24 protein-coding genes are annotated in these 22,498 nt (G+C 43.5%); 6 read left to right on the top strand and 18 right to left on the bottom strand.

The features are described from left to right. Positions 1-31: 31 nt before the first annotated feature. From MKX97_RS04540 to MKX97_RS04470, 15 genes are all read right to left on the bottom strand, one after another. Complete coding sequence (locus tag MKX97_RS04540; protein WP_342537074.1) at positions 32-619, bottom strand: redoxin domain-containing protein; 588 nt, start codon at positions 617-619, stop codon at positions 32-34. After that, positions 616-1,272: a hypothetical protein gene (locus MKX97_RS04535; protein WP_342537073.1), complete on the bottom strand. Its 657-nt coding sequence runs from the start codon at positions 1,270-1,272 to the stop codon at positions 616-618. The genes MKX97_RS04540 and MKX97_RS04535 overlap by 4 nt, the downstream gene beginning before the upstream one ends. Positions 1,273-1,346: 74 nt before the next feature. After that, positions 1,347-2,663 (bottom strand): peptidoglycan DD-metalloendopeptidase family protein, encoded by a 1,317-nt coding sequence (locus tag MKX97_RS04530; protein WP_245799470.1) that lies wholly within the window; start codon positions 2,661-2,663, stop codon positions 1,347-1,349. 40 nt (positions 2,664-2,703) lie between these two features. After that, a complete protein-coding gene (ftsX, locus tag MKX97_RS04525; protein ID WP_009765750.1) occupies positions 2,704-3,588 on the bottom strand; it encodes a permease-like cell division protein FtsX in 885 nt (294 codons plus the stop codon). Further along, complete coding sequence (ftsE, locus tag MKX97_RS04520; RefSeq protein WP_078817320.1) at positions 3,578-4,264, bottom strand: cell division ATP-binding protein FtsE; 687 nt, start codon at positions 4,262-4,264, stop codon at positions 3,578-3,580. Before ftsE ends, ftsX begins: the two co-directional genes overlap by 11 nt. A gap of 196 nt (positions 4,265-4,460) precedes the next feature. Continuing rightward, entirely contained in the window at positions 4,461-4,808 is a 348-nt protein-coding gene (gene cccB / locus MKX97_RS04515) for a cytochrome c551 (RefSeq protein ID WP_078817319.1), read from the bottom strand. 857 nt (positions 4,809-5,665) lie between these two features. Next, a protein-coding gene (prfB, locus tag MKX97_RS04510) for a peptide chain release factor 2 (protein WP_171805920.1) occupies positions 5,666-6,767 on the bottom strand; the annotation gives its coding sequence in 2 pieces (ribosomal slippage) (positions 5,666-6,694 and positions 6,696-6,767; 1,101 coding nt in all). 252 nt (positions 6,768-7,019) lie between these two features. After that, positions 7,020-9,518, bottom strand: a complete 2,499-nt coding sequence (secA, locus tag MKX97_RS04505; RefSeq protein ID WP_078817317.1) for a preprotein translocase subunit SecA — start codon at positions 9,516-9,518, stop codon at positions 7,020-7,022. Positions 9,519-10,188: 670 nt separating this feature from the next. Then, positions 10,189-10,749 (bottom strand): ribosome-associated translation inhibitor RaiA, encoded by a 561-nt coding sequence (gene raiA, locus MKX97_RS04500; protein ID WP_342537072.1) that lies wholly within the window; start codon positions 10,747-10,749, stop codon positions 10,189-10,191. A gap of 118 nt (positions 10,750-10,867) precedes the next feature. Next, complete coding sequence (locus tag MKX97_RS04495) at positions 10,868-11,239, bottom strand: PilZ domain-containing protein (RefSeq protein ID WP_340758450.1); 372 nt, start codon at positions 11,237-11,239, stop codon at positions 10,868-10,870. A gap of 68 nt (positions 11,240-11,307) precedes the next feature. Further along, a complete protein-coding gene (locus tag MKX97_RS04490; protein ID WP_340758449.1) occupies positions 11,308-11,661 on the bottom strand; it encodes a hypothetical protein in 354 nt (117 codons plus the stop codon). Next, positions 11,658-12,059 (bottom strand): flagellar export chaperone FliS, encoded by a 402-nt coding sequence (gene fliS / locus MKX97_RS04485; RefSeq protein ID WP_342537071.1) that lies wholly within the window; start codon positions 12,057-12,059, stop codon positions 11,658-11,660. The genes MKX97_RS04490 and fliS overlap by 4 nt, the downstream gene beginning before the upstream one ends. Before the next feature lie 35 nt (positions 12,060-12,094). Then, on the bottom strand, positions 12,095-13,681 hold the full coding sequence (locus MKX97_RS04480) for a flagellar hook-associated protein 2 (protein WP_342537070.1): 1,587 nt from the start codon (positions 13,679-13,681) through the stop codon (positions 12,095-12,097). A gap of 18 nt (positions 13,682-13,699) precedes the next feature. After that, complete coding sequence (gene flaG, locus MKX97_RS04475) at positions 13,700-14,074, bottom strand: flagellar protein FlaG (RefSeq protein ID WP_340758447.1); 375 nt, start codon at positions 14,072-14,074, stop codon at positions 13,700-13,702. Between the two features lie 160 nt (positions 14,075-14,234). Beyond that, positions 14,235-15,710 carry a methyl-accepting chemotaxis protein gene (locus tag MKX97_RS04470; RefSeq protein WP_342537069.1) on the bottom strand — a complete coding sequence of 492 codons (1,476 nt, stop codon included), beginning with the start codon at positions 15,708-15,710 and terminating at the stop codon, positions 14,235-14,237. A gap of 220 nt (positions 15,711-15,930) precedes the next feature. Here MKX97_RS04470 and MKX97_RS04465 point away from each other — a divergent pair, with 220 nt between their 5' ends. Further along, the gene (locus tag MKX97_RS04465) at positions 15,931-16,683 is read left to right on the top strand and encodes a DUF2268 domain-containing putative Zn-dependent protease (RefSeq protein ID WP_340758445.1); all 753 of its coding nucleotides are present in this window, start codon (positions 15,931-15,933) and stop codon (positions 16,681-16,683) included. A 26-nt stretch (positions 16,684-16,709) separates the two neighbouring features. On the opposite strand, the gene MKX97_RS04460 is transcribed toward MKX97_RS04465, so the two are convergent. Further along, positions 16,710-16,991, bottom strand: coding sequence for a hypothetical protein (locus MKX97_RS04460; RefSeq protein WP_340758444.1), 282 nt, complete (start codon positions 16,989-16,991; stop codon positions 16,710-16,712). A gap of 177 nt (positions 16,992-17,168) precedes the next feature. Here MKX97_RS04460 and MKX97_RS04455 point away from each other — a divergent pair, with 177 nt between their 5' ends. The 3 genes from MKX97_RS04455 (at position 17,169) to MKX97_RS04445 (ending at position 19,613) form a co-directional block, all read left to right on the top strand. Continuing rightward, entirely contained in the window at positions 17,169-17,285 is a 117-nt protein-coding gene (locus MKX97_RS04455; RefSeq protein ID WP_078817308.1) for a YjcZ family sporulation protein, read from the top strand. Positions 17,286-17,321: 36 nt separating this feature from the next. Next, positions 17,322-17,489, top strand: a complete 168-nt coding sequence (locus tag MKX97_RS04450) for a YjcZ family sporulation protein (protein ID WP_078817307.1) — start codon at positions 17,322-17,324, stop codon at positions 17,487-17,489. Between the two features lie 144 nt (positions 17,490-17,633). Beyond that, positions 17,634-19,613 carry a methyl-accepting chemotaxis protein gene (locus MKX97_RS04445; protein ID WP_342537068.1) on the top strand — a complete coding sequence of 660 codons (1,980 nt, stop codon included), beginning with the start codon at positions 17,634-17,636 and terminating at the stop codon, positions 19,611-19,613. A gap of 50 nt (positions 19,614-19,663) precedes the next feature. Here MKX97_RS04445 and MKX97_RS04440 read toward each other — a convergent pair whose 3' ends face one another. After that, complete coding sequence (locus MKX97_RS04440) at positions 19,664-20,368, bottom strand: gamma-glutamyl-gamma-aminobutyrate hydrolase family protein (RefSeq protein ID WP_078817305.1); 705 nt, start codon at positions 20,366-20,368, stop codon at positions 19,664-19,666. A gap of 194 nt (positions 20,369-20,562) precedes the next feature. Between MKX97_RS04440 and MKX97_RS04435 the strand changes: the two genes are divergently transcribed. Continuing rightward, entirely contained in the window at positions 20,563-20,787 is a 225-nt protein-coding gene (locus MKX97_RS04435; protein WP_342537067.1) for a hypothetical protein, read from the top strand. A gap of 120 nt (positions 20,788-20,907) precedes the next feature. Here the strand turns inward: MKX97_RS04435 and MKX97_RS04430 are convergent, their stop codons facing one another. After that, complete coding sequence (locus MKX97_RS04430; RefSeq protein WP_342537066.1) at positions 20,908-21,465, bottom strand: competence protein ComK; 558 nt, start codon at positions 21,463-21,465, stop codon at positions 20,908-20,910. 400 nt (positions 21,466-21,865) lie between these two features. Between MKX97_RS04430 and MKX97_RS04425 the strand changes: the two genes are divergently transcribed. Further along, positions 21,866-22,369, top strand: a complete 504-nt coding sequence (locus MKX97_RS04425; protein ID WP_340758441.1) for a sigma-70 family RNA polymerase sigma factor — start codon at positions 21,866-21,868, stop codon at positions 22,367-22,369. Positions 22,370-22,498: the final 129 nt, after the last annotated feature.

Below are 22,498 nucleotides of genomic sequence, written 5' to 3'. Positions count from 1 at the left end.
AGAAGTTACGACACGAGAACAGACTCTTTTTTCAATCCATAAAATCGACCAATTCATTCAACGTTTTTTCATCTAACGGGCCAATTACCTTTTGTGCAATTCGCCCTTTTGTATCAATCATAAACGTTGTCGGCATGGAGAATACACCATACATTCGCGTTACTTCCGCAGTTTTATCAAGCGGGATCGGAAAGCTCAATTTATACGACTTTACGAAATTCTCTACTTCACTGATTCCCAGTTTCTCTGACTCCGTCACATTGACCGCAATCAATTCGACTTGATCTTCATCCGTCAGTTTCGAATAAAAACTTTCCATATGCGGCATTTCTGCTTTGCATGGAGGACACCAGGTCGCCCAGAAATTCAAGATCACTTTCTTACCTTTCAGCTCTGACAAAGTCACCGTTTCACCGGCAAGTGTCTTCAATGTGAAGTCAGGAGCAGGTGAATACTGTTCGAGCCCTTCTTCAGCCACCTCTAGTTCATTCGCTTGACTCAAGGAGGTTACAGGCGATTCAATCGGCTCAGGCTTCTCCACTGTATTCTTCACCATCAAAAAAACCAATGTGCCGATCACTAACAAACTGAGGATGGATCCAATCATTTTTTTACTCACTTTGCTTCTTCCTTTCTACTTACCGAATGCGTTGCCTGGCGTTGCAGAATCCACATCAGCAACCCGCTTCCGATCGTTGTGATAAGCGGCATTGTCCAAAATGCGCCTGGCTGAGATGCCGACACCATGAAATGAACCGCAATCCAAATAGTTGATAATTCACTAACCGAATTGGCTTTCTTGCGGTAACTCCAAAACGTCAAGGCCCATAACAAAACGAAGAAAGCGATCGTCCCGCCTTTAACTAGGAGACTGCCATCATTCAAAAAAGTCATGACCACTTGATACACCGTCTGCCAACTAATCAACGCAAGCAACAGCGACCAGTGATCCTCGTACTTCCACTTCTCTTTCATCCCTTGCCGAATTGTCAGCAGACCGACAACAATCAAAGCTAGAATCCAACCAATCTTGCCGCCATGGAAGTATAGAATAGACAAAGGATAGTGACGGACAGTCGAAAAGTCTGTCAAGATCACAGAGAACTTCCATATGATCACCGTATTAAAAAATATATTGCCGATTCGGTCACCAGCTGTTTTCCCAAAGTATATGCGAATGAAAAGATAGGTCATGACAAAGCCTGCACTAAATGCAATCCAGGAAGACGGCATGGTGATTGCTCCGACAGGATAATACTGAGTTATGGGCACCGCCACTTCCTCCTTCATCTGTCACCATATGAAAAACCTGCCGTTGAATAGGCAGGTTTTCATTTTATCCTATATCAAAAAGACACGTAATGCAAAGGGTTGACCGCGCTTGGACCAGAGCCTGAGAAGTTTCCAACATGGACTTCAAAGTGCAAATGTGGTCCTGTCGAGAAGCCTGTTGATCCAACAGCTCCGATATATTGACCTTTTCCGACATGGGCACCTGAGCTCGTACTAATTGACGAAAGGTGACCATAGACAGTAGTTAAGATTTTACCGTCGACAGAATGTGTGATCATGATCACATTACCGAATCCACTCATCTGACCCGCGTAAGATACGACGCCATCTCCAGCTGCTACAACCGGAGTTCCCATAGGCGCACTTAAATCGATACCACGGTGCTGTTTTTTCGCATGAGTGATCGGGTGTGTTCTCCAGCCAAATCCTGAGCTGTATCTACCATTTGTAGGCTTTGTCCAAAATCCGCTTGAAACAGCAGGTAGGTTACCAGTCGGTGCAGATGAACCACCGCTTGATTGTGTTTGCTGCTGACGCTTCGCCGCTGCTTCCGCACGACGTTTTGCTTCTGCTTTGCGAGCAACTTCCGCGAGACGATTCTGTTCCGCTACGATTTGGCCTTCCAACTCGTCACTGATTTCGATTGCATCGTTATACTCTTCTTCGAGATTGGCTTTCTCTTTTGAAAGTTTCTCTTGCTCAGCCTGCAATTTATTGACGAGCGTATTCTTTTCTTTCTTTTGAGCATCCAACTTATCTTTCATTGCTTGAATTTTAATCTTGCGTTCTTCTTGTTCTGCTAACTTTTGCTCGACAAGCTTTTTCTCTTCTTCAAGCTGTGCCATATCTTCTTCTTGCTGGCGGATAATTTTACGATCCGCATCCATTAAAGTCGTCACTGCCGAAAAGCGGTCAATGAAATCAGAGAAGCTGTTCGCACCGAGCAACACGTCCAAATAGCTGACTTGTCCGCCCTTCACTTGCATAACCCGCACCCGTTCGCGTAATACTTCATCACGTTCCGCAATACGAATTTCCAGTTCTTTGATCGACTTTTTTAATTCTTTAATCTCTTTCTTTGTTTGATCCATTTCGGCAACGAGATGATTCATATTGCTGTTTGTTTCATCGATTTTCGCGTTGAGCTTCTTGATCTGCCCCGTGAGCTGATCTGCTCTCGATTGCTTCGCCTGAATTTGACTTTCTTTATTCTCGATCGTGGAATTTAAACTGTTCTTTTTATTTTCCACCGCTTTTCGTTCATTCTGAAGATCTTTCAAAGTACTTGCCGAAACGCCCCCACTGCCGACCATCGTCGTCATAAGACATACCGCCAAGACACTCGAAATGATTCGGTGTCGCTTTATCAAATCCCAGTTCCCCCTTCGAAATTTCAAATCTATCAATCCTTTATACTTTTAAGAACTTTCTAACTGACATAAAGCTGCCCCATACGCCAATGAATACCGCGATGAACAGCAGTAAACCATTCAACTGCAATAGAAATGGCATTGGATTCAGTAAATGAAACAGTTCATTTTGCAATCTGGCTTCCCATACGGTATACAATTGAGAATAAGCGACTGTAACCAAGATCATCGGCAAAATCGCACCAAAAATTCCGAGCCACACTCCTTCGAGCATGAATGGAATTCGTACAAAGCTATTGGTTGCGCCTACAAGCTTCATAATCTCGATTTCTGTTCGTCTCGCCACAATCGTTAGACGGATTGTGTTCGATATGAGGAACATAGCGGTAAATAATAAGGCCAATATTAAAACAAGCCCTACATTCCGACCAACCTTCAGCACATTGAACAGTTTTTCAACCTTACCTTCTCCATATTCCACATCGTATGTATAATCGTATGTACCGATTTTTTTTGCGATTTTCGCCGTCTCTTTCGGATCGGCAGCTTTAATATAAAGCGCGTCACCAAGCGGATTGCTCTGCTTGTACAGCGCCAGCTCATCTCCGAATGAATCGATCATTTTTTCAAGTTCCTGATCTCGGGTGGAATGGACTACCTCTTCCACACCTGGCGTTTCCTTCACTTTCTTTAAGAGCTTTTGTACCGCTTCCTGATCCGCCGCGGGATCCGCTACCACTTTAATTTCCACATCATTTTCAATATTATCCGCCAGTTGATTCAAGTTCATCATGATGACGAAGAACACGCCGATGAGTAGCAACGTGACCGTTACCGCACTGACAGATGCGAACGTCATCCAATTGTTTCGGCTAAGGCTTTTGAAACTTTCCCTCACGTGTCGTTTTAACGTTCTAAATTTCATAGCGGTACTCTCCTTCATACTCATCTCGTGTGATGAGACCGCCTTCAATCTGAATCACTCGGTTGCGCCGCGTGTCGACGATTTCCTTGTTATGTGTTGCCATGACAATCGTCGTGCCGTGCGCATTGATTCGTTCAAAGATTTTCATGATCTCCCAAGATGTGTCGGGATCTAAGTTTCCAGTCGGCTCGTCCGCAATAACCAGCTTCGGTGAATTGACGATTGACCGTGCAATCGACACGCGTTGCTGTTCGCCCCCCGACAATTCATTCGGGAACATTCTTGCTTTTTGAGTTAATCCGACCAATTCCAATACCTCAGTCACTTTTTTACGGATCGCACTCGGTGTTTCTTCTATTACTTCCAGTGCATATGCAACATTTTCATAGACATTCAATTTAGGCAGCAATTTAAAATCCTGGAAGACCACACCGATCTGTCTTCTCAAGAAAGGCACATCTTTACTGCGCATTTTTGTTAAGTCCGTTCCATTGAAATAAATCGTTCCACTGGTCGGAACTTCTTCACGATACATCATCTTAATGAAAGTGGATTTTCCTGCTCCACTTGGCCCGACAACGTAAACAAATTCACCTTTTGTGATCTCAATGTGGATTCCGTTAGAAGCCACTACGCCATTCGGGTACTTTTTGTACACATTTTTCATTACAATCATACATTTTAACCACCTGAATTTTGTTTTCCATTCATATTCGCCAAACTAATTATAGCATGATTCGACATGCCTTGTATTACAGTTATGTATCAAATGGTCTAAGTGGGTATTTTTATGTGAAATCCTGGCTAACCCTCTCCAAACATGAAAAAGACCATTCTCAAGGAGTCCTCAAGAATGGTCGATTGTTACATAATTATTTCTTCTCAGCAAGCCAAGCTGCTACTGCGTCAGCTTCTTCGCCTTTGATAATACCTGGAGGCATTGCGCCTTTACCGTTGATGATGATGTCATGGATTTCTTCTTCAGAGTGAGTAGCTCCAACTTTGTCCAATGCAGGACCCGCTCCACCTTCTAAGTTTCCACCGTGACAAGACACACAGCTAGTCTGTACGACTTTCTCCGCGTCTACATTGGATGTTTCAGCACCGTTGTTGGTATTTGTGTCTTCTGCTGGCTTGTCCGCTGCGTTGTCGTCACCGCCGCCACATGCACCAAGCACTAGCGCTGCTCCAAATAAGGTAGCCAAAAGTTTGTTCTTCATGCAATATCCTCCCTTTTGATTAATTTTTTCTCACATTCAATAGTATACCAAAAAACCTTCGTTCCACAGCAAACAGAAATGACAAGTTTTCAAATTCTACAAGGAAGCTGCCATACGTCTTCTGCGTAATGGACGGTTTGGTAATGAATACACTCTATAGTATTGACCAAAACATTGCGGATTAAACATTTTATTTTAGATAAAGTGTAAGGAATTTAGCAAGTCAGCTGTGCCTATTACTTTTCTCGATGAGTAAAGATGACTCAGTAAGCGTTCCGGGATTTCCGCTACAGACGGTACGCTTTCCGGGGGGGCGTGGCCTTGAGCCTCCTCGTTCGCTTCGCTTCCTGCGGGGTCACAAGACGCACGCTGATCCCCCAGGAGTCGACCGTCTTCCGCTCCAATCCTTAATTAGTGGGGATGGACACACAGTAAGCCCATTGTACTTTTTTTAAAGTCTGAGAAGAGTCCCCACACTCAGAGTACATAACGGGCATCTCTCATTCTCTTAGTTAAATAGCGTTAGGTGATTTCAAGAACAAGAAGCCTGCAAGTACTGCTTCTTTTCATTAGCTTTTGAACTTTGATCAATTTCGTAAGGACACATCGCTTTGTCACTTAGAATTTTCAATGGATAAGCCACTATAATTCCCATCAAAAAGTAGGGATTGGAGCGGCGGGTGGCGACTCCTGCGGGATCAGCTCGACAGGTGAGACCCCGCAGGAACGAGGAGGCTCACCGCGAGCCCCGCGGAAAGCGTCCACCCAGAGCGCAAATCCCCGGAGCATTTACTAAGTCTTACAATCCCATTATTACTTTATTAGAACAAGAAAAAGTGCATTTCTGCACTTTTTGATTAGGATATTCTGGAACGCAAGTAAGCGTTGATGAATGGGTCGAGATCGCCATCCATGACGGAGCTTACGTTTCCGGTTTCTTCATTTGTTCGGTGGTCTTTTACCATGGAGTATGGGTGGAAGACGTAGGAGCGGATTTGGCTGCCCCAACCGATTTCTTTTTGCTCGCCACGGATTTCCGCTAAGCGGGCTTCTTCTTCTTCAACGCGAATTTGATAAATTTTTGCTTTAAGCAAATTCATCGCACGCTCACGGTTTTTGATCTGTGAACGTTCCGTTTGACAGGTAACGATCGCGCCCGTCGGTATATGTGTCATGCGTACAGCAGAGTCCGTCGTGTTGACGTGCTGTCCGCCCGCGCCGCTGGAACGATACGTATCGACCTTGATATCCTCTGTTTTAAGATCCAAATCGATATCGCCGTCGAATTCCGGCATGACTTCAATGGAAGAAAAAGATGTGTGACGTCTTCCAGAAGAGTCGAATGGTGAGATACGGACTAATCGGTGAACGCCTTTCTCAGCTTTTAGATAACCATAAGCGTTATGACCTTTGACACTCAAAGTGACCGATTTCACACCTGCTTCGTCACCTGCTTGATAATCAAGGGTTTCCACTTTGAAACCATGGTGCTCAGCCCAACGCGTATACATGCGGAGCAACATTGAAGCCCAGTCTTGTGACTCGGTCCCGCCTGCACCTGAATGTATCTCCAGCACTGCATTGTTTTTATCAAATTCATCGCTCAATAGCATCTGTAGATCGAATTTATCCATTCGTCCTTTGAACTCTTTTAATTCGGAGACGAGCTCTTCCTGCAACTCTTCATCTGCCTCTTCACGAAGCAGTTCAAGTGTCATTTCTAAGTTTTCCTGCGTGTCATTCAAGTCATTGTATTCCCCGACAATATCTTTTAATGCATTGGATTCAGAAATGACTTTTTGCGCGGCATCCTGGTCGTCCCAGAAGCCTGGTTCAAGCATCATTTCTTCTAATTCCTGCATACTGGCCTCTTTGTTTTCTAAGTCAAAGAGACCCCCTAAAGTCCGCTAATTTCTTAGCTGTTTTGTCGAGCTCGTTCCGAACATCGGATAATTCCATCATAATTGTTTCCTCCTGAGTGGTTGTTTCTCTAAATCTTTGACTGATTAACCTATATACCGATTATGCACCGTTGATCTACGTTCCAGGCGGATGCTTTCCGGAGGGCGTGTCTTGGCCGCTTCCCTCAGTCAAGGGTCTCAAGACACACGCTGATCCTCCCGGAGTAGCCGCCTTCCACTCCAATCAACTGGGCTTCCTTTCGTTCAAGGTTAGCTCGGATAATAGATCATTAGACCAAATAAAATAATATTACGCTTTGCCGTGGCAGTTTTTATACTTCTTGCCGCTGCCGCATGGACAAGGATCGTTGCGGCCAATGTTGACCGAACGGCGAATCGGTTTTTTGCGTGCCGGTTCGCTGCCTTCTTTCGGGTTGTTCGCTTGCCCTTTTGCTACTTCTTCACGCTCTAGGTTGTTGCGGATTTCTGCTTTCATGACATACTTCGTCGCGTCGTCTTCAATCGCTGTCAGCATATCTTCAAACATCGCAAATCCTTCTGCCTGATATTCACGCAACGGGTCAGTCTGTCCATACGCACGTAAATGAATTCCGTTTCGAAGCTGATCCATCGCATCTATATGATCCATCCACTTCGTATCAATCGCACGCAGTAAGACGACTTTCTCGAACTCGCGCATGCGGTCTTCAGACATTTCCTGCTCCTTCTCATTATAGCGTGCAATCACCAATTCGTGAATAAATGATTGCAGTTCTTCTTGAGATTTCCCTTGAAGCTCCGCGACCGTAACGGAGTCTTCCGGCAATAGGTTCGCTTCCAGATAATCCTTCAGACCTTTAGCATGTACTGTGTTCTCATCGATATGCAGCGCAACTACACGCTCAATGACCGAATTCAACATCCCTTCAAGTACAGGACGTATATTATCGGAACTTAACACATCATTACGTTCTTTATAGATAACTTCACGTTGCTGACGAAGAACATCATCATACTGCAGCAAACGTTTCCGCGAATCAAAGTTGTTCCCCTCGACTCGTTTTTGCGCAGATTCAACAGAACGCGAAACCATTTTGGATTGAATCGGTGTGGAATCATCCATTCCGAGCTTCGTCATCATCGATTTCATTTGCTCCGAACCGAAGCGGCGCATCAATTCATCTTCGAGTGACAAATAAAATTGTGTCACCCCAGGATCTCCTTGACGTCCGGAACGACCGCGGAGCTGATTATCGATACGTCTTGACTCGTGCCGCTCTGTACCGATGACCGCAAGACCGCCAACTTCTTGAATATGATCGCCCAGTTTAATATCTGTACCACGACCTGCCATGTTTGTCGCAATCGTTACTGCACCTTTTTTACCGGCGTCTAAAATTATTTCTGCTTCGTGTTCATGGTTTTTCGCGTTCAAGACGTTGTGCGGAATACCATACTTTTTCAAGAAAGCAGAAATGATTTCAGATGTTTCGATTGCAACGGTACCGACCAAGACAGGCTGACCTTTTTCGTGACGTTCTTTAATATCTTCCGCCACCGCTTTGTATTTGCCGTCCATCGTTGCAAAGATCAAATCTGGACGGTCGTCACGTGCGATTGGTTTATTCGTAGGAATTGCAATGACGTTCATATTGTAAATATTACGGAACTCTTCTTCTTCCGTTTTTGCAGTACCGGTCATGCCGGAAAGCTTTTCGTACATACGGAAATAGTTCTGGAATGTAATCGTCGCAAGTGTCATCGATTCGTTCTGAACTTCAAGACCTTCTTTTGCCTCTATAGCCTGGTGTAAGCCATCACTGTAGCGACGGCCTTTCATCAAACGTCCGGTGAAGGAGTCAACGATGACAACTTCGCCTTCTTCCACAACATAGTCTACGTCATTATGCATACTGACATGCGCTTTCAATGACTGATTAATCGCATGGTTCAGCGTGACGTGCTGCAAATCGAACAAGTTGTCGATGCTGAATGCCTTCTCTGCAGCTTCAATACCCGCCTCTGTCAAGACGACACCTTTCGTTGATTCATCAAACGAATAGTCTTCATCTTTTTTCAATGTAATGACGAAACGATTCGCCAGACGATAGAGTTCTTGGGATTTTGCTGCTTGACCGGAAATAATAAGCGGTGTACGGGCTTCATCGACTAAAATGGAGTCAACCTCGTCAATCACCGCAAAATGAAGTGGGCGCTGAACTTTATGTTCATTGTAAAGCACCATATTATCCCGTAAGTAATCAAAACCAAGTTCATTGTTCGTACTATAGGTGACATCGGCTTCATAGGCTTCGCGTTTCTCTTCCTTGCCCATGCTGTTCAAATTCAGGCCGACTTTCATGCCTAAAAATTCATATAGCTGGCCCATTTCGGCTGCGTCACGGCTGGCCAAGTATTCGTTGACTGTCACGACGTGCACACCTTTAGATGTTAGAGCATTTAAATAAACGGCGAGTGTAGAAGTCAGCGTCTTCCCCTCACCGGTCTTCATCTCTGCGATATTGCCTTCATTCAGTGCGGCTGCCCCCATGATTTGAACACGGAATGGATAGAGTCCGAGCACGCGGCGAGCGGCTTCCCGAACGACTGCGAATGCTTCGACTTGCAGGTCCTCAATCGTTTGGCCTTCTTGATAGCGTGTTTTGAATTCGTCGGTTTTTGCTGTCAGTTCATCGTCTGACAATTTTTCCATGTCGGAAGCCAATGCTTCGACTTGGTCTGCTACTTTTTCGAGACGTTTCAAGTCACGTTTGTTCGGATCAAACATTTTATTCAATACGCCAAGCATTTATGTCACATCCTCATAACTTCTTCAATCAAGCAGGTTTGTCCCGCCAGTTGTTCGTTCTGGTAAGTTTTAACTAATACGAATTTGTGTCACACTCCATTTTAGCACTGTCAAAAGCCTGGTGCAAATGGTCCGCCGTATGGATTTTCAGAGGACAGAGTGAGAGTGCTAGGTTGTCCGGGGATTTGCGCTACAGACGGGACGCTTTCCGGAGGGCGTGGCTTGAGCCGCTTCCCTCGCTTCGCTCAGTCCAGGGTCTCAAGACTCACGCTAATCCTCCCGGAGTCGCCCGTCTTCCGCTACAATCCCTACTTTTAAAAGGAAGTATAATGGCTAGTCCATTGTAATTTATAAGGGACAAGGTGTTGCCTTCTAGCGTGATCAAAGTTCAAAAGCTAAATGATTTTGTGCAGTACTCGCAGGCTTGGTTAGCCGTAAAATCACTTAACACGCTTGAACTCATTTAATAATATATCTAAGTTTTGCAATCTGACATTTAGCTTCTTCTTAGATTTAAGGAAATCACTGTGGACTGGCGAATTGTTCATTGCAAATCTTTGCCCTGAATCTCGGACCGCTCAACAAGTAATCCTATAGGTTAAGGCTCGGCATAAATCATTATGTATAATAAAACAAGCCCAGCTTAGCTGGACTTGTTTGAGATTGTTGATTAGTTTGTTTCGATCAGACCGTAACGGCCGTCTTTTCGTTTGTAGACGATGTTTGTGCCGTCAGATTCTGCATCTGTGAAGATGAAGAAGTTGTGACCGAGCATGTTCATTTGAAGGATGGCTTCTTCTTGATCCATTGGCTTCAAGTCGAACTGCTTTGTCCGTACTACGTTGAAGTCTTGATCGTCGTCGAGAGATTCTTGTGTGTTGTTACTATCTTCAACAGATTGGAAGAAAGCAACTACGCCTTCGCGCTCGCGAGATTTTCGGTTGACGCGTGTTTTATATTTACGAATTTGACGCTCGAGCTTATCAACGATCAAGTCAACAGCTGCATACATATCACTGTGGCGCTCTTCTGCGCGAAGTGTCAAATTCTTCATTGGAATCGTTACTTCCACTTTTGTTTGTTTATCATTATACACTTTCAAGTTAACGTGAGCTGTTGCGTTTGCACCTTCTGTAAAATAACGCTCCAGTTTTTGTATTTTCTTTTCTACGTACTCTCGGATCGCCGGAGTAACCTCGACGTTTTCACCGCGGATATTGAAGTCTAACATATGAACTCCTCCTTTATTTGAACCTTATTAGTATACTTCTTCATAGTACCCTTAAATACCTTCTGCAAACTTGAGAAATTTGCTGAAACTTCAAGAAATTTTGTATAGATCAATGAATTCACTCCAAATGTTTCTCCACACGCGCACGTTGTTTCAGTTCCTCCACAATTTGCGCATCTACTCGTTGCTCTTCACCGAATTCGAAACCGTATTGAAAACCGTGCTGCACAGACTGCTTCCAGACGACGGCACCAAGAATTTTGAAAGGGTGCTGATACAGCGTGAACTCCAACTGCAAAGTAAGTTTTTTAGGATGCAGAGGCAAATCGAGGAACGTAAAAAACTTCACGCCGCCCGTACTAATATCTATTAGCTCACACTCCCCTTCATTCGACAATTTCTTCTCTTCGCCATCCAACTGAAGTCGAAACTTCGCAGGTAGTTGTGGGTTGAACTCGTATCTAAAATAGTCATGCCGATTATAGCGCATACGCTATTCTCCCTTCTTATTGAATTTCTATGTAAAAAAACCGAAAGAGATGCGCTCTCTTTCGGTTCTTATTGTTTCGTATCGTAATAGGCACCGTCTTGGATCATTTTCCCGTAAGGATTCGTATAACTATTGATATTTTCTTTCTTTGCTTGGGACTCCGAAATATTTGTGCGGATGTCCTTCATGAAGCGCGCAAGATTCATTTGCACTTCTTTTTCAAGCTGCATGAGCTCTTGACCAGCATCTCGTTCTTCCTCTGTGAATGGTTCTGCAATATGCGGTTGCAATTTTTCACGGTCGTCGAGCAATTCCTCAATCTGTACTATCACTTCATCCCGCTTGGACTCCTCCACATTGTTCGTCAACGTAATCAATTGTAGAGAACGTTCACGCCAAACTGTAATAGCAGCCCGAATCATATTTCATTCACGTTCGCATACTGTTTTGAACGATTGACCTGAATGACCTGCTTCCACGTATCGCGGAATTCCTTGATAATTCCTAAAGCTTCATCGAAAAGAGCCGGGTCATTTTTAATATTACCATCGATGAGACGACTGTTGACAAACTCATACAGCACCAACATATTCTCCGCGACTGGATAAGAAGTATCCAATGTCAACATCAATTCCGTCACAATGGCTTGAGCTTTTTGGATTGCGACATTTTTTTCTTCAAGTTTACCTTCTTCTAGCGCCATTTTCCCTTGTTGAATAAACTTGAGGCATCCGTTGTAAAGCATCAAAGTCAATTCTCCGGGAGTAGAAGTCGTCACCGAGTTGTTTTGATATGCTGCATAAGGATTGTTAATAGCCATGTTACGTCATTCTCCTTTTTTCTTACAAAGTTTCATTACATACCGCCGCCAAATGCATTCATCAACTGTGCAGACTGGGCATTCGCACGCTGGATCGCACGCTCCATCGCGGAGAACTGCTTCCAATAGCGATTTTCCATCATCTTTAATTTATCTTCAAAACGTTCAATTTGTTTGTCGAAACTTTTTAGTGAGCGTCCTAGGGCGAAGGTGTCGTTGACTGCAGTGGTTCTACCTGCTTTTTCTTCGATGGTTTTTTGGGCGTTCTGCAGTTCCTTCCGGTAGTCTTGAGCGATACCGGAGTTTTTTGGATTCTCCTTATCATCCCGTCCAATTAAATCGTAGACAGCATTCGGATTTTCTGCAATCTTTTCGCGTAGTTTGTCTTCATTTATAACTAGCTTTCCGTTATCCATATAACTTTTTGACGGCTCAATACCTAAGTCTTTGAGACTAATTGTAATTTTATTGCCGTCTTTATCAGTCGTATCGACAGACTTTGTCATAATCCCTCTCAAGTTAGTCAGCATGCTCGAAATCGCTGGATCATTACGCAATGTTCCGCTTTTTGCTTTTTCTTCCCACAGCTCAATTTCCTTTTCTTTCATGTCTTTCTTTTGCTCGTCTGAAAGTGGCGGGAAATCACGATAGTTTTTTTCACGGATTTTGCTGTTTAGTTTTTCGATCAGCTCATTATAATCGTTGACGAATTGTACGACGGAGTCGACAATTTTATCTGAATCTGCGGATGAACTGAATGTAATTTGCGAAGTAGTAGTCTGCTTAAGTGTCACTTCAAAACCATTAATTTGGAATGTGTTAGATGCACGTTCTGTTTCCAAGCCGTTAAAAGTGAACTTCGCATTTTCACCATTAGTAAAAAATACTTTTCCTGCATCTCCGGGTTCGTTCGTTGCCGAACCTTCAGTTGCATTCTCAGTAACTATTCCGAGCTTCGCTGCCAAATTTCCTATCCCCGTTGCCGTGCCACCGTTTTCGTCTAGTGGTGTAGAAACATCTTCAATAGTTATTTTGCCTTCCCCACTGTTTTTAGCAGTAACAGCAATTCTTCCTGAGTAAGAATCATAAAACGCATTGACGCCAGTATCTTTATTTATTTTTTTAAGTACCGAATCTAAAGTATCATCGCTAGAAAACGACACTGTTTTACTGCTTGTTCCATCGCCCGTACTAACCTTCAAGCTGAAAGTTCCATTTGAATCTGGAGTCAGACCCAAATCTGAAAGTTTTCTTTTAGCGAAATCTGCTTCTGATGGCTTTCCATCTACTACAGCTCCCTGCAAAGTAGCCTGCTTAGCTAACTGCTTCACTTCCAAAGTCCCTGAAAAATCACTAGAGGCATTCAACGACTTAATACTGACTGCCTTATCATCTGAGACATTTACATTTTTTTGTAAATAGTTACCTTCCTTAATAACAGTATCAAACAACTTATCACTCTGTTTGCGTAAATCCCGGTTTATACTACGATAATCATCCATCTGCCACTGTGTATATGCTTTTTTCTGTGTAATTTTATCAAGCGGGATCCGGTGTGCTTTCATCATGTCTCTGATGATTGTTTCTGTATCCATACCGGATGCTAATCCACCAATTCTCATTTGCTTCACACCTTTTCTTTAAATTTTTTGGTCTACCAATAATCCGACGAATTCTTTCATTGAGGCGTACATGTCCATCAATTTCTTTGGTGGGATTTCACGCACGATTTCATCCGTCTGGGAATCTACGATTGTTACATAGTATTCATTTAGTTTATCATGAAATTTAAATCGCAGCTGCGTATTGACGCTTTCGAGGAACTTATTCATGCCGTCTGTCAGCTGCTTTGCATCACTTTTTGAAAGTTCTTTCCGCTCTTCAGGAGGCGGTTGTTGCCTGGTATCTTTAATTGGCTGTACTTCTGTAACTGGTCTTTCGGTTTCAATGGACGCACTATCATAGGATGACTGTACTGGTTGAGGCGTGGATCCACTGCCTATTCGGCTAACCATACATGGAACCCCCCGTCTTTAAATCAACATTCGTTATTACTAGTATCGGTTTTAAACTAGAGATGTTGAGCCAAACAGATGAAAATCTTCCCACCGACTGAATTTAAAAGATCCACCACTCTCTCGTTGAGGGAGTAGCGGATCTTTGTTGTATCAAAATTCATATCCTCAGCTGTACAGCTTCTTCATGCGTTTCCTGGATATACTCCGCAATCTGTTCCTGCTCGTTCGTCAGCTCTGTCAGCGTGGCGTTCATTTCTTCGATCGCCGCCGTACTTTCCTGAATGATCGACGCAAATTCCACTGTACGTTCAGAGACTGTTTCACTGCTCTTTGCGATGTATTCGAAGTCATCCATGAATGCATGTAAGGCGCTTTGCAATGTCGTCATCGTGCCGAACAGTTCAGTGAATGATGAATTGGAGCGATCTGCAACTTTTACTTGTTCGGCGACTTGTCGCAAGCCGTCCTGCAACTTGCCTACCGATAATTCATTGAATGTATTTACTTCGGATAAATTCAGATCAATTTTCTTCAGCGTTCCGTCGGTCAACCCAGCGAGCTTTCGGATCTCGTCCGCAACGACTGCAAATCCTTTTCCTTTCTCGCCCGCTCGCGCCGCTTCAATACTGGCGTTTAAGGCAAGCAAGTTGGTCTGTTCCGTAATTTCCTTGATTGTGCCTGCAAATGTATTCGTTTCCTTAATTTTATCAGAAAGAATCTTAAATGTTTCATCCAGTTCTTCAAAGAATTTTGAAAAATGGTCAATCTGTTGTTTCAGTTCACTAATTTGATGCGTTCCTTCTTCTGCTTTTAGGCCTGCTTCGTCTGTCTGTATCGCTAATTCACCCATCTGTCCCGAAATGCGCGTCACAGAACTATGTGTATTCTCTGTACTCTCAGCAATTTCCATTATATGATCGGCTTGATTTTGGCTGGAGGCGCTCACTTCATTAATCGCAACCAACATTTCGCGTTGGGACGATACGGAAGTCTCGGAGCTAACTTGAAGCTGGCCTAGATTGCTGGTGATTTTTTCAACCGCTTGATCTAGTTTTTGTGCCAACTGCTCTTCATTGTGCATTTTTTCTGCTGTCAGTTCGGCATATTCTTCAACTTGCTTAAAATTACGTGCATTTTGGCGCACGACCAAGAGCAATATCACTCCACCTAAGAAATGAAGCAATACGAGGTTGCTTCCGCTCGCCGCCACCAACTCTGGCTCAACGAAATGTACATTGTTCAACAGTAATGCAATCAAACTCAACACATATCCAAATGCCATAATACCCATCTTGCCGTGAATGCCCCCCAGCACAAGCAGCAAAATGATAATACCAATTGATCCTAAATTCGCTTCGGAAAAATAAATGACTCCAACCGCAATCGCAAAATTCATCAGCATCAAGAAGTAAGGCAAATATTTCGTGATCAGTTCATGCTTAGTGAACAAAAAATAAAAATACAGCATAGCCGCTATCGCAAACGGGATGGCCACCGATAAAATAATTTCCATAGCCGATTGCTGAATAAACTGCGCTATCAGTCCAAGTCCCGCTGCAATCCCAAACCCTAACCCCATGATTTTATTCTTCTGTATCCAGTCCTCTCGCTTTACCTGTTCAATATCCATCATACATCCCCTTTCACTATACCAGTATAATTGGCAACATAGTAATATTAAGGTAGCATGAATGAATAGTCATTCATATAATTCCGATGGCCTATCTTATACTTTATAGTGCTCATTTCCATTCTCCGAAGGGTCTTAGGATCTATATGAAGTTTTCCTTTAACGTTTGATAACTTCTTAACCTACTACATAAGATTAGGTAAAATAGAGAAAGGAGGGTTCAATGTCAAGCCCTGATACAAACCAATGGCTACTGGAGTGTTATGAGCGTCCTATCGAACTCTGCCGAAAGTTAACGAGCTACTTTAGAGGTGCTACCGCAGGCCAAATCTATGACCATCTAACGTTTCATGGTCTCTACAGCTATCCTACCAAACCAGCTAAACAAGTCGTTTCAGAACTTCAGCGATTACAAGCTTGGGATATTGTGCAAAAAGAAATCAAACTGCTCCGTAAGGAATGGCAAGGTCCTCAAATCCCTACTTTCATTCTCCCAGCTCATTCCACAAAATCTGGTTTAGCATTCAATGATAAATTATTCATCTTTCTTCCTCCTGATTGTAGCGAGTCTGAGATCAAAGCTGTCGTTACGCATGAATATCATCATGTTTGTCGACTTTCAAGATTTTTTCAGAAAGAATCCGATTATACGCTACTAGACGCCATCGTACTGGAAGGTCTTGCAGAGCATGCGGTCCGTGAACGACTCGGGAGTCAATTGGTAGCAAGCTGGACAAATTGGTATACAACCAGTCAGTTGGAAGAGTTTTGGGATACACTGTTTTTTCCGAACCGTCAGCTGCCAAAATCGTCATGGGCGCATGAGCATCTAGTGAATGGAACGGCTGGCAATCCACGCATGGCAGGTTACGCAGTCGGTTATTTTTTAGTAGGGAGGTATATGAAATCTTCAGGGCTTACAACGGCTGGTTTACTTGGTGTTTCGGCAGAACAAATGGTAAAGAAGCTGTCGTAACCCACGACAGCTTCCTCCCTTACTTCTTACCAGAAAAACAAGGACAATAAAGCAATGCCCGCAATCGCACCTAACGCAATTCGTTGATATCCGCCATAGCCATATCCTCCAAAACCATATCCTCTTATACCAAAACCGCCATAGCCAAAGCCGCCCAATCCACGAGGTCTACCGATCGGCTCGATTACAACTTGCCTTCGATCTACTTCTCGAATATAGCCACGATAAACACCGCCATCCTTCGTCTGAACCGTAACTGCTCTGCCATGATATCGCTGACACATTTCGTAAAATCCACAATTCGACATCTTTTCACCCCCTCAGTCACTCCTATACACAGCGTATGCCATTAAAAGGCATACGTCTGATCCATCCGTACATGATGGGTTCCAAAATAAACATCATAAATTCTTTTGAGAAGCCAAGACACTCTGAAAATTTCTGCATACGATAAGGATAGTTCCACATTTGGAGGTGAAGTAACTATGGGTGAGTCAGTTGGAGGAGCAGGTTACAACGGTGGTTTCGGTTTCGCAATGATCGTCGTGTTATTTATCTTATTGATCATTGTCGGCGCAGGGTTTATGGGATACGGCTGTTAATAATTTCTAAATGAAACGGAAAAGGTGGTGAATAAAATGTTCGGATTCGGTGGATATGGATGCGGCGGTGGCGGTGGCTGTGGCTATGGCGGCGGTGGTAATGTTGGCGGAGCCGGCTGTGGCGGATATGGCGCAGGTCGTGGATTTGCATTGATTGTCGTATTATTTATCCTTCTCATTATCGTTGGCGCTGCTTGCCTATAAAACGGAGAAGGAGTAATGGTTTGTCAGCCCGTCGATTTTTACGACGGGTTTTTTGTATTTTATTCATTCGACAAATTAAGACACTCATATTTCAACCGATAATACTAGTGTTCTATTTAAAGAGCAGGAAGGAAGGAACACCACTTGTTTAGATCTATTAAAATTAAAATCATTCTAATGGTCATGGCCCTCTTCATTGTCGGTATTTTCTTGATGACATTCATGACGAATGATCAGGCAAAGAAACAATCTATCGCGAATGCAGTAGAATCCAGCAACACGATTGCAAACGAAATAAGCTTTGGTATATATAGCTTTTTGGACAACTTTGAAAATGGTTTGAATTTACTTGCGGCTACGGACGCCATCACTTCTTTCACAGGGAAAACTGGCGGGACGACTGAAGTTGATCTCGAATCGGCGTTGGAAGACTTTTTAGCAGTCTATCCTGATACATCGTCTATTTTTTATTCATTGGCCTCAAATTCCACAATCATAAAACCAAATGCTGATTTAACAGATTTCGTTGCCACCGAGAGATCATGGTACAAACTAGCAACCGAAAACCCAGAAGAAGCCCAATGGTCTGCCCCTTATCTCGATCATGCAACAGGCAATTTCGTCATTACTGTTTCAAGAGCAATTACCAAGAATGGAAAAGTGGCTGGAGTTATCGGCTTAGATATTGACTTGGCGGCGCTGACCGACGAAATTTCCAGCAAAGACATCGGGTATGGCGGCTATCCAGTATTACTGGATCAACAAGGACTTGCCATCATTCATCCGTCAAAAATCGGGGAAGATTTAAGCACTTTGTCTTACTTCAATGAAATGTTTGATCACGAAAGTGGTGTAGTCACATTTACAGATGAAGATGGAAAAGCGCAACGCAATATTTATACAACATTGCCTGATTTCAATTGGAAAGTAGGGACGGTCTACGAAGAAAATGCACTCAATAGTCTAGCTCACTCTCTCCGAAACTCCATGTTGATCATCGCACTCATTACGCTGGCAATCACATTTACCGGCCTGTTCATCGCAATCGGCCGTATGCTCAAACCTATCGAAATAATTAAAGAAACGATGGTGACAGTTTCTACAGGTGACTTGACTGTCCGTTCCGATATCAAAACAAATGATGAAATCGGCGAACTCGGTCAAGACTTCAATCAAATGGTAGAGAATATGAACGATATTATTTCAGTCGTCCGCACCTCCGCAGAAAATGTCCGCGTCAATTCGGAAAGCCTGAGTGCTGTGTCCGAAGAAACCAATGCCGCAAGCACGGAAGTCGCCCAAGCAGTCAATGAAATTGCAGAAGGTGCAGCCAAATCAGCGGAAGATGCAGAAATCGTAACGGAACGCACCGATTTGCTCAGCCATGAAATCAATGAAATTATCGTAAAGGCAGATACAATGAAGGACATCGCGAGAAAAACAGGTATCCAGAACGCCAATGGCCAGGAGCAGATGAATGCACTGAATCGTTCATTCGCAACAACCGGGACGACTTTAGAAACAATGACTAAAGATATTTCTTCATTATCTGGAAAAGTACAAGCAATCGGAAGTGTCATGGAAACAATCATGAACATTTCCGCGCAGACTAATTTATTGGCATTGAACGCCAGTATTGAAGCGGCAAGAGCGGGAGAACACGGCAAAGGATTTGCTGTGGTAGCCGAAGAAGTACGAAAGCTTGCTGAACAATCCGCACGTGCAACGGATGACGTTAAAGTGACCATTGAAGAACTACAGGAAGACTCAAGAATCGTCTCGGAACAAATGAAAGAAACAATCGACACGTTCCGCGAGCAAGGATTGGTCGTACAAGGCACTGAGGAAACCTTCAAGGAACTCTCCTCTCTGATGGATGACATGCACGATTCCATTGACACCGTGACAGAGGAAATTGATTTAATAGCCGCTCATAAAGACGAAGTGACATTGACGATCCAGACGATGTCTGCTACATCTGAAGAAACAGCAGCGGCTTGTGAAGAAGTAAGTGCTTCATCACAGGAACAGCTACGCGCCATCCAATCTGTCACGGATGCGGCCGAAACACTGACTGAACTGAGCGAGAAACTGACTGAAGTCATAGAACAATTTAAAGTTTAACCGAATGCAAAAAGGGCTTGTCCATCGACAAGTCCTTTTGGTTTTCCCTCTTATGCTTGACTCGATGCTTCGATAAAATGCTTGAATAAGTTTAGCGACGTCGGATCATCACGATTCATGAGCGCTTCAGGATGCCATTGCACGCTCATGACAAAACGATGTTCTGTACTTTCAAGTGCCTCGATCACGCCATCTTTTGCCACAGCCGTTACCACTAAAGGCGCTTCAACCTCATTCACCGCCTGATGATGCAACGAATTCACTTGGATCTCTGAAGTTCCTGCAAATCCTGCCAATTTACTATCGTCAATGATATCAATGGAATGTGTCGCAAACTCACGATCTGCCTGCTGCTTATGCTGAACCAATTCAGCAGACAACTCAGAATAAATATGCTGATGAAGCGTTCCTCCAAACGACACATTCAAAACTTGATGGCCGCGGCAAATCCCGAGTACCGGCTTATCCTTTTCTGTCATACATTTAGCCAGCGCAAGTTCCATCTCATCACGTTCCGGCGACAATTTGCCAACCTCCTGGTGTGGCTCTTCTCCGTAGACGAGCGGATTGACGTCCTCCCCGCCCGTCAAAAGCAAACCATCCAAACGACCGCAAATTTCATCTATATCTTCCAATCCTGCCGGCAAGACAACGGGCAAACCACCTGCACGCAAAATTGCCCGGCTGTAATTTGACTGTACCAACGTCTCCCCATTTTGATCCAAATCTGAAGTAATCCCAATCAACGGCTTCATCCCTTGCACTCTCCTTTTAATATACTGCTGCTTCACAGTGAAAAAAAGACACTATCTAACTTGTTACCCTTTTCTAGAGTAACTTAACCCGATTTGCAAACATCTATTTTTCATCTTCCTAACGTTCAGAAGGAGGATACCTTTCGACAAACTTCCATGTTATAATAAATGCACTTTAATAGGAGGTGAGCAAAATGAGCGAAGTATTACTACGAGAAATCCTTTCGGAAATCAGCGGAATTAAACAAGAGATGTCTGGAATGAAGCAAGATATTCAATTCCTTAAAGACGAACAAGCCAAGATCAAGCAGGCTGTCCTAGAAACGAATGAACGCGTCAAACAATTGACAGACAAGACAACCAGCACGCCACCATCGATATCCTCTCCAGCCGTTCCATTGAACACGAAGCATTACTAAAGCGAGTACATTAAATTATTCCACACACTCTTATTTCGTAAAGTCCCCAAGTGAATTTTTCCAAAATTGCAAAGGGCGTTCCGCCAATTATGGGGAACGCTATTCCTTATGTCGGTTTCTTTAACTTTCCGAGACATCAAAGTTTCGTTTTTTGGCATCTTTTGAAATCGAGTATGTCACACCGTTTACTTGTTCGTAATATGCATGCTGACGTATCCTTCCCTCTATTATGAGTTTCAGCATACCTGCACGCTGATATCTTCTTTCGAATGAATGGAGACTAAGAGGAATCGTGACGGAAGATCCGTCGGTCAAGATCACTTTTGTATGCCCTTTATCCACTTTCACATATTTGTAAATATGACCGAGGGATAGCCAAATACAGTCATCGCTGGAAGGTGACTTGGTCGGAAACCAATACAGTTTCAACCGTTCATTGACCACGACCGGCGGCATGCTGATTTTCTCTCCTAATATTGACTTGGATCCATCGAAAGCTCCCCGTAAACTGGAGCCAAAATAGCGTAAGCTTAGGTCCACCATATTTGTCGGGCTCATATCTACAGAAACAAATTGACCGTCTATCAGCACTTTGGCACATAACCTCCCTGCAGAGTCGTAGTGTGGAAAAATCCCACTTGTCCTCGGTGTAATCAAAGTTTCTTTGTTACTTTCCATTCCCACCATCTCCCTTTTCATCCTATTATGCCCCCCAAAAAAGACATACTATCAACGAATCTTTATTCTTCCGCCAATTCCGTCTACATAAATTAGATCTATCCTCTCCCTGTCTTTTCACCTATTGTATACTACAGTAATCTTTTCGTCTATCTAATTTTTCCATTTTTCTGATTTTATTGTTAATAGAGTGAGAACATTGTCATTTTTTCCTCTTTTTCTGTAATTACCCAACTATTTTTGTTTCTGTGAGCAACCTTTAAAATCTTTCTACAGTGTTTCATAGTTCTGCCTTAGACAAAGCTGAAAAATAGCGATTCGATTTTCAAACCCGAACTTCCTACGATGAATGCACCCAGGGAATACAAGGTGTCGTGCACGACCTGAAGAGGTCGCTTTCATGAATTCATTTGAAGAAGTATTGGCACAATACGAGCCGATGATTTCGGCAGTCATTCGTAAGTTGAATATCTATCGTGATTTTGAACAGTACCGCCAAGCTGGACGTGTGGCATTATGGCAAGCGTGGGAACGGTTTGATGAAAGCAAAGGAAACTTCACTCCATTTGCCTATCGATCAATTTACGGAGCTTTGCTCGATGAAATAAAACGGGAAAATCGCTTTAGCGCGGTAAATACGTCGGTAGAAACAGAAACGATAGAATTGCTAGGTGGCACGGTTCCCTTCTCTACACACGCAGAAGAGATACATGCCGGTTTGAGTACTGTTGTTAAAGCATTGACGATGGAAGAGCGACAGTTGCTTAACATGCTGTTCGTAGAAAAAACATCACAAACAGAGTGCGCTGAGTTTTTCGGGATTTCAATCGCAGGTGTGAAAAAACGCCGGGAACGGCTTCTTCGGAAACTGAAACAGCGATTGATGGAATTAGCGAGCGAATGAACCCCTATACACCTATCTGAATAGTGTTTGATTTGCATATCATCTTAAAACTAAGCTAAATAACTTGTACAGATTGACGATAATGTAATGAGTACTATAAACGCGACAGCAACCTAGAAAGGACTGATT

The organism is Sporosarcina sp. FSL K6-3508, assembly GCF_038615825.1.
Taxonomy (GTDB): domain Bacteria; phylum Bacillota; class Bacilli; order Bacillales_A; family Planococcaceae; genus Sporosarcina; species Sporosarcina newyorkensis.
This window is presented reverse-complemented; position numbering and strand designations above follow the sequence as displayed.

Coding starts and splice junctions, on each gene's coding strand:
- ftsX (WP_009765750.1), bottom strand. CDS start 3,588: ATGAAATTTAGAACGTTAAAACGACACGTGAGGGAAAGTTTCAAAAGC.
- ftsE (WP_078817320.1), bottom strand. CDS start 4,264: ATGATTGTAATGAAAAATGTGTACAAAAAGTACCCGAATGGCGTAGTG.
- cccB (WP_078817319.1), bottom strand. CDS start 4,808: ATGAAGAACAAACTTTTGGCTACCTTATTTGGAGCAGCGCTAGTGCTT.
- secA (WP_078817317.1), bottom strand. CDS start 9,518: ATGCTTGGCGTATTGAATAAAATGTTTGATCCGAACAAACGTGACTTG.
- raiA (WP_342537072.1), bottom strand. CDS start 10,749: ATGTTAGACTTCAATATCCGCGGTGAAAACGTCGAGGTTACTCCGGCG.
- MKX97_RS04495 (WP_340758450.1), bottom strand. CDS start 11,239: ATGCGCTATAATCGGCATGACTATTTTAGATACGAGTTCAACCCACAA.
- MKX97_RS04490 (WP_340758449.1), bottom strand. CDS start 11,661: ATGATTCGGGCTGCTATTACAGTTTGGCGTGAACGTTCTCTACAATTG.
- fliS (WP_342537071.1), bottom strand. CDS start 12,059: ATGGCTATTAACAATCCTTATGCAGCATATCAAAACAACTCGGTGACG.
- MKX97_RS04480 (WP_342537070.1), bottom strand. CDS start 13,681: ATGAGAATTGGTGGATTAGCATCCGGTATGGATACAGAAACAATCATC.
- flaG (WP_340758447.1), bottom strand. CDS start 14,074: ATGGTTAGCCGAATAGGCAGTGGATCCACGCCTCAACCAGTACAGTCA.
- MKX97_RS04470 (WP_342537069.1), bottom strand. CDS start 15,710: ATGATGGATATTGAACAGGTAAAGCGAGAGGACTGGATACAGAAGAAT.
- MKX97_RS04465 (WP_340758445.1), top strand. CDS start 15,931: ATGTCAAGCCCTGATACAAACCAATGGCTACTGGAGTGTTATGAGCGT.
- MKX97_RS04460 (WP_340758444.1), bottom strand. CDS start 16,991: ATGTCGAATTGTGGATTTTACGAAATGTGTCAGCGATATCATGGCAGA.
- MKX97_RS04455 (WP_078817308.1), top strand. CDS start 17,169: ATGGGTGAGTCAGTTGGAGGAGCAGGTTACAACGGTGGTTTCGGTTTC.
- MKX97_RS04450 (WP_078817307.1), top strand. CDS start 17,322: ATGTTCGGATTCGGTGGATATGGATGCGGCGGTGGCGGTGGCTGTGGC.
- MKX97_RS04440 (WP_078817305.1), bottom strand. CDS start 20,368: ATGAAGCCGTTGATTGGGATTACTTCAGATTTGGATCAAAATGGGGAG.
- MKX97_RS04435 (WP_342537067.1), top strand. CDS start 20,563: ATGAGCGAAGTATTACTACGAGAAATCCTTTCGGAAATCAGCGGAATT.
- MKX97_RS04430 (WP_342537066.1), bottom strand. CDS start 21,465: ATGGAAAGTAACAAAGAAACTTTGATTACACCGAGGACAAGTGGGATT.
- MKX97_RS04425 (WP_340758441.1), top strand. CDS start 21,866: ATGAATTCATTTGAAGAAGTATTGGCACAATACGAGCCGATGATTTCG.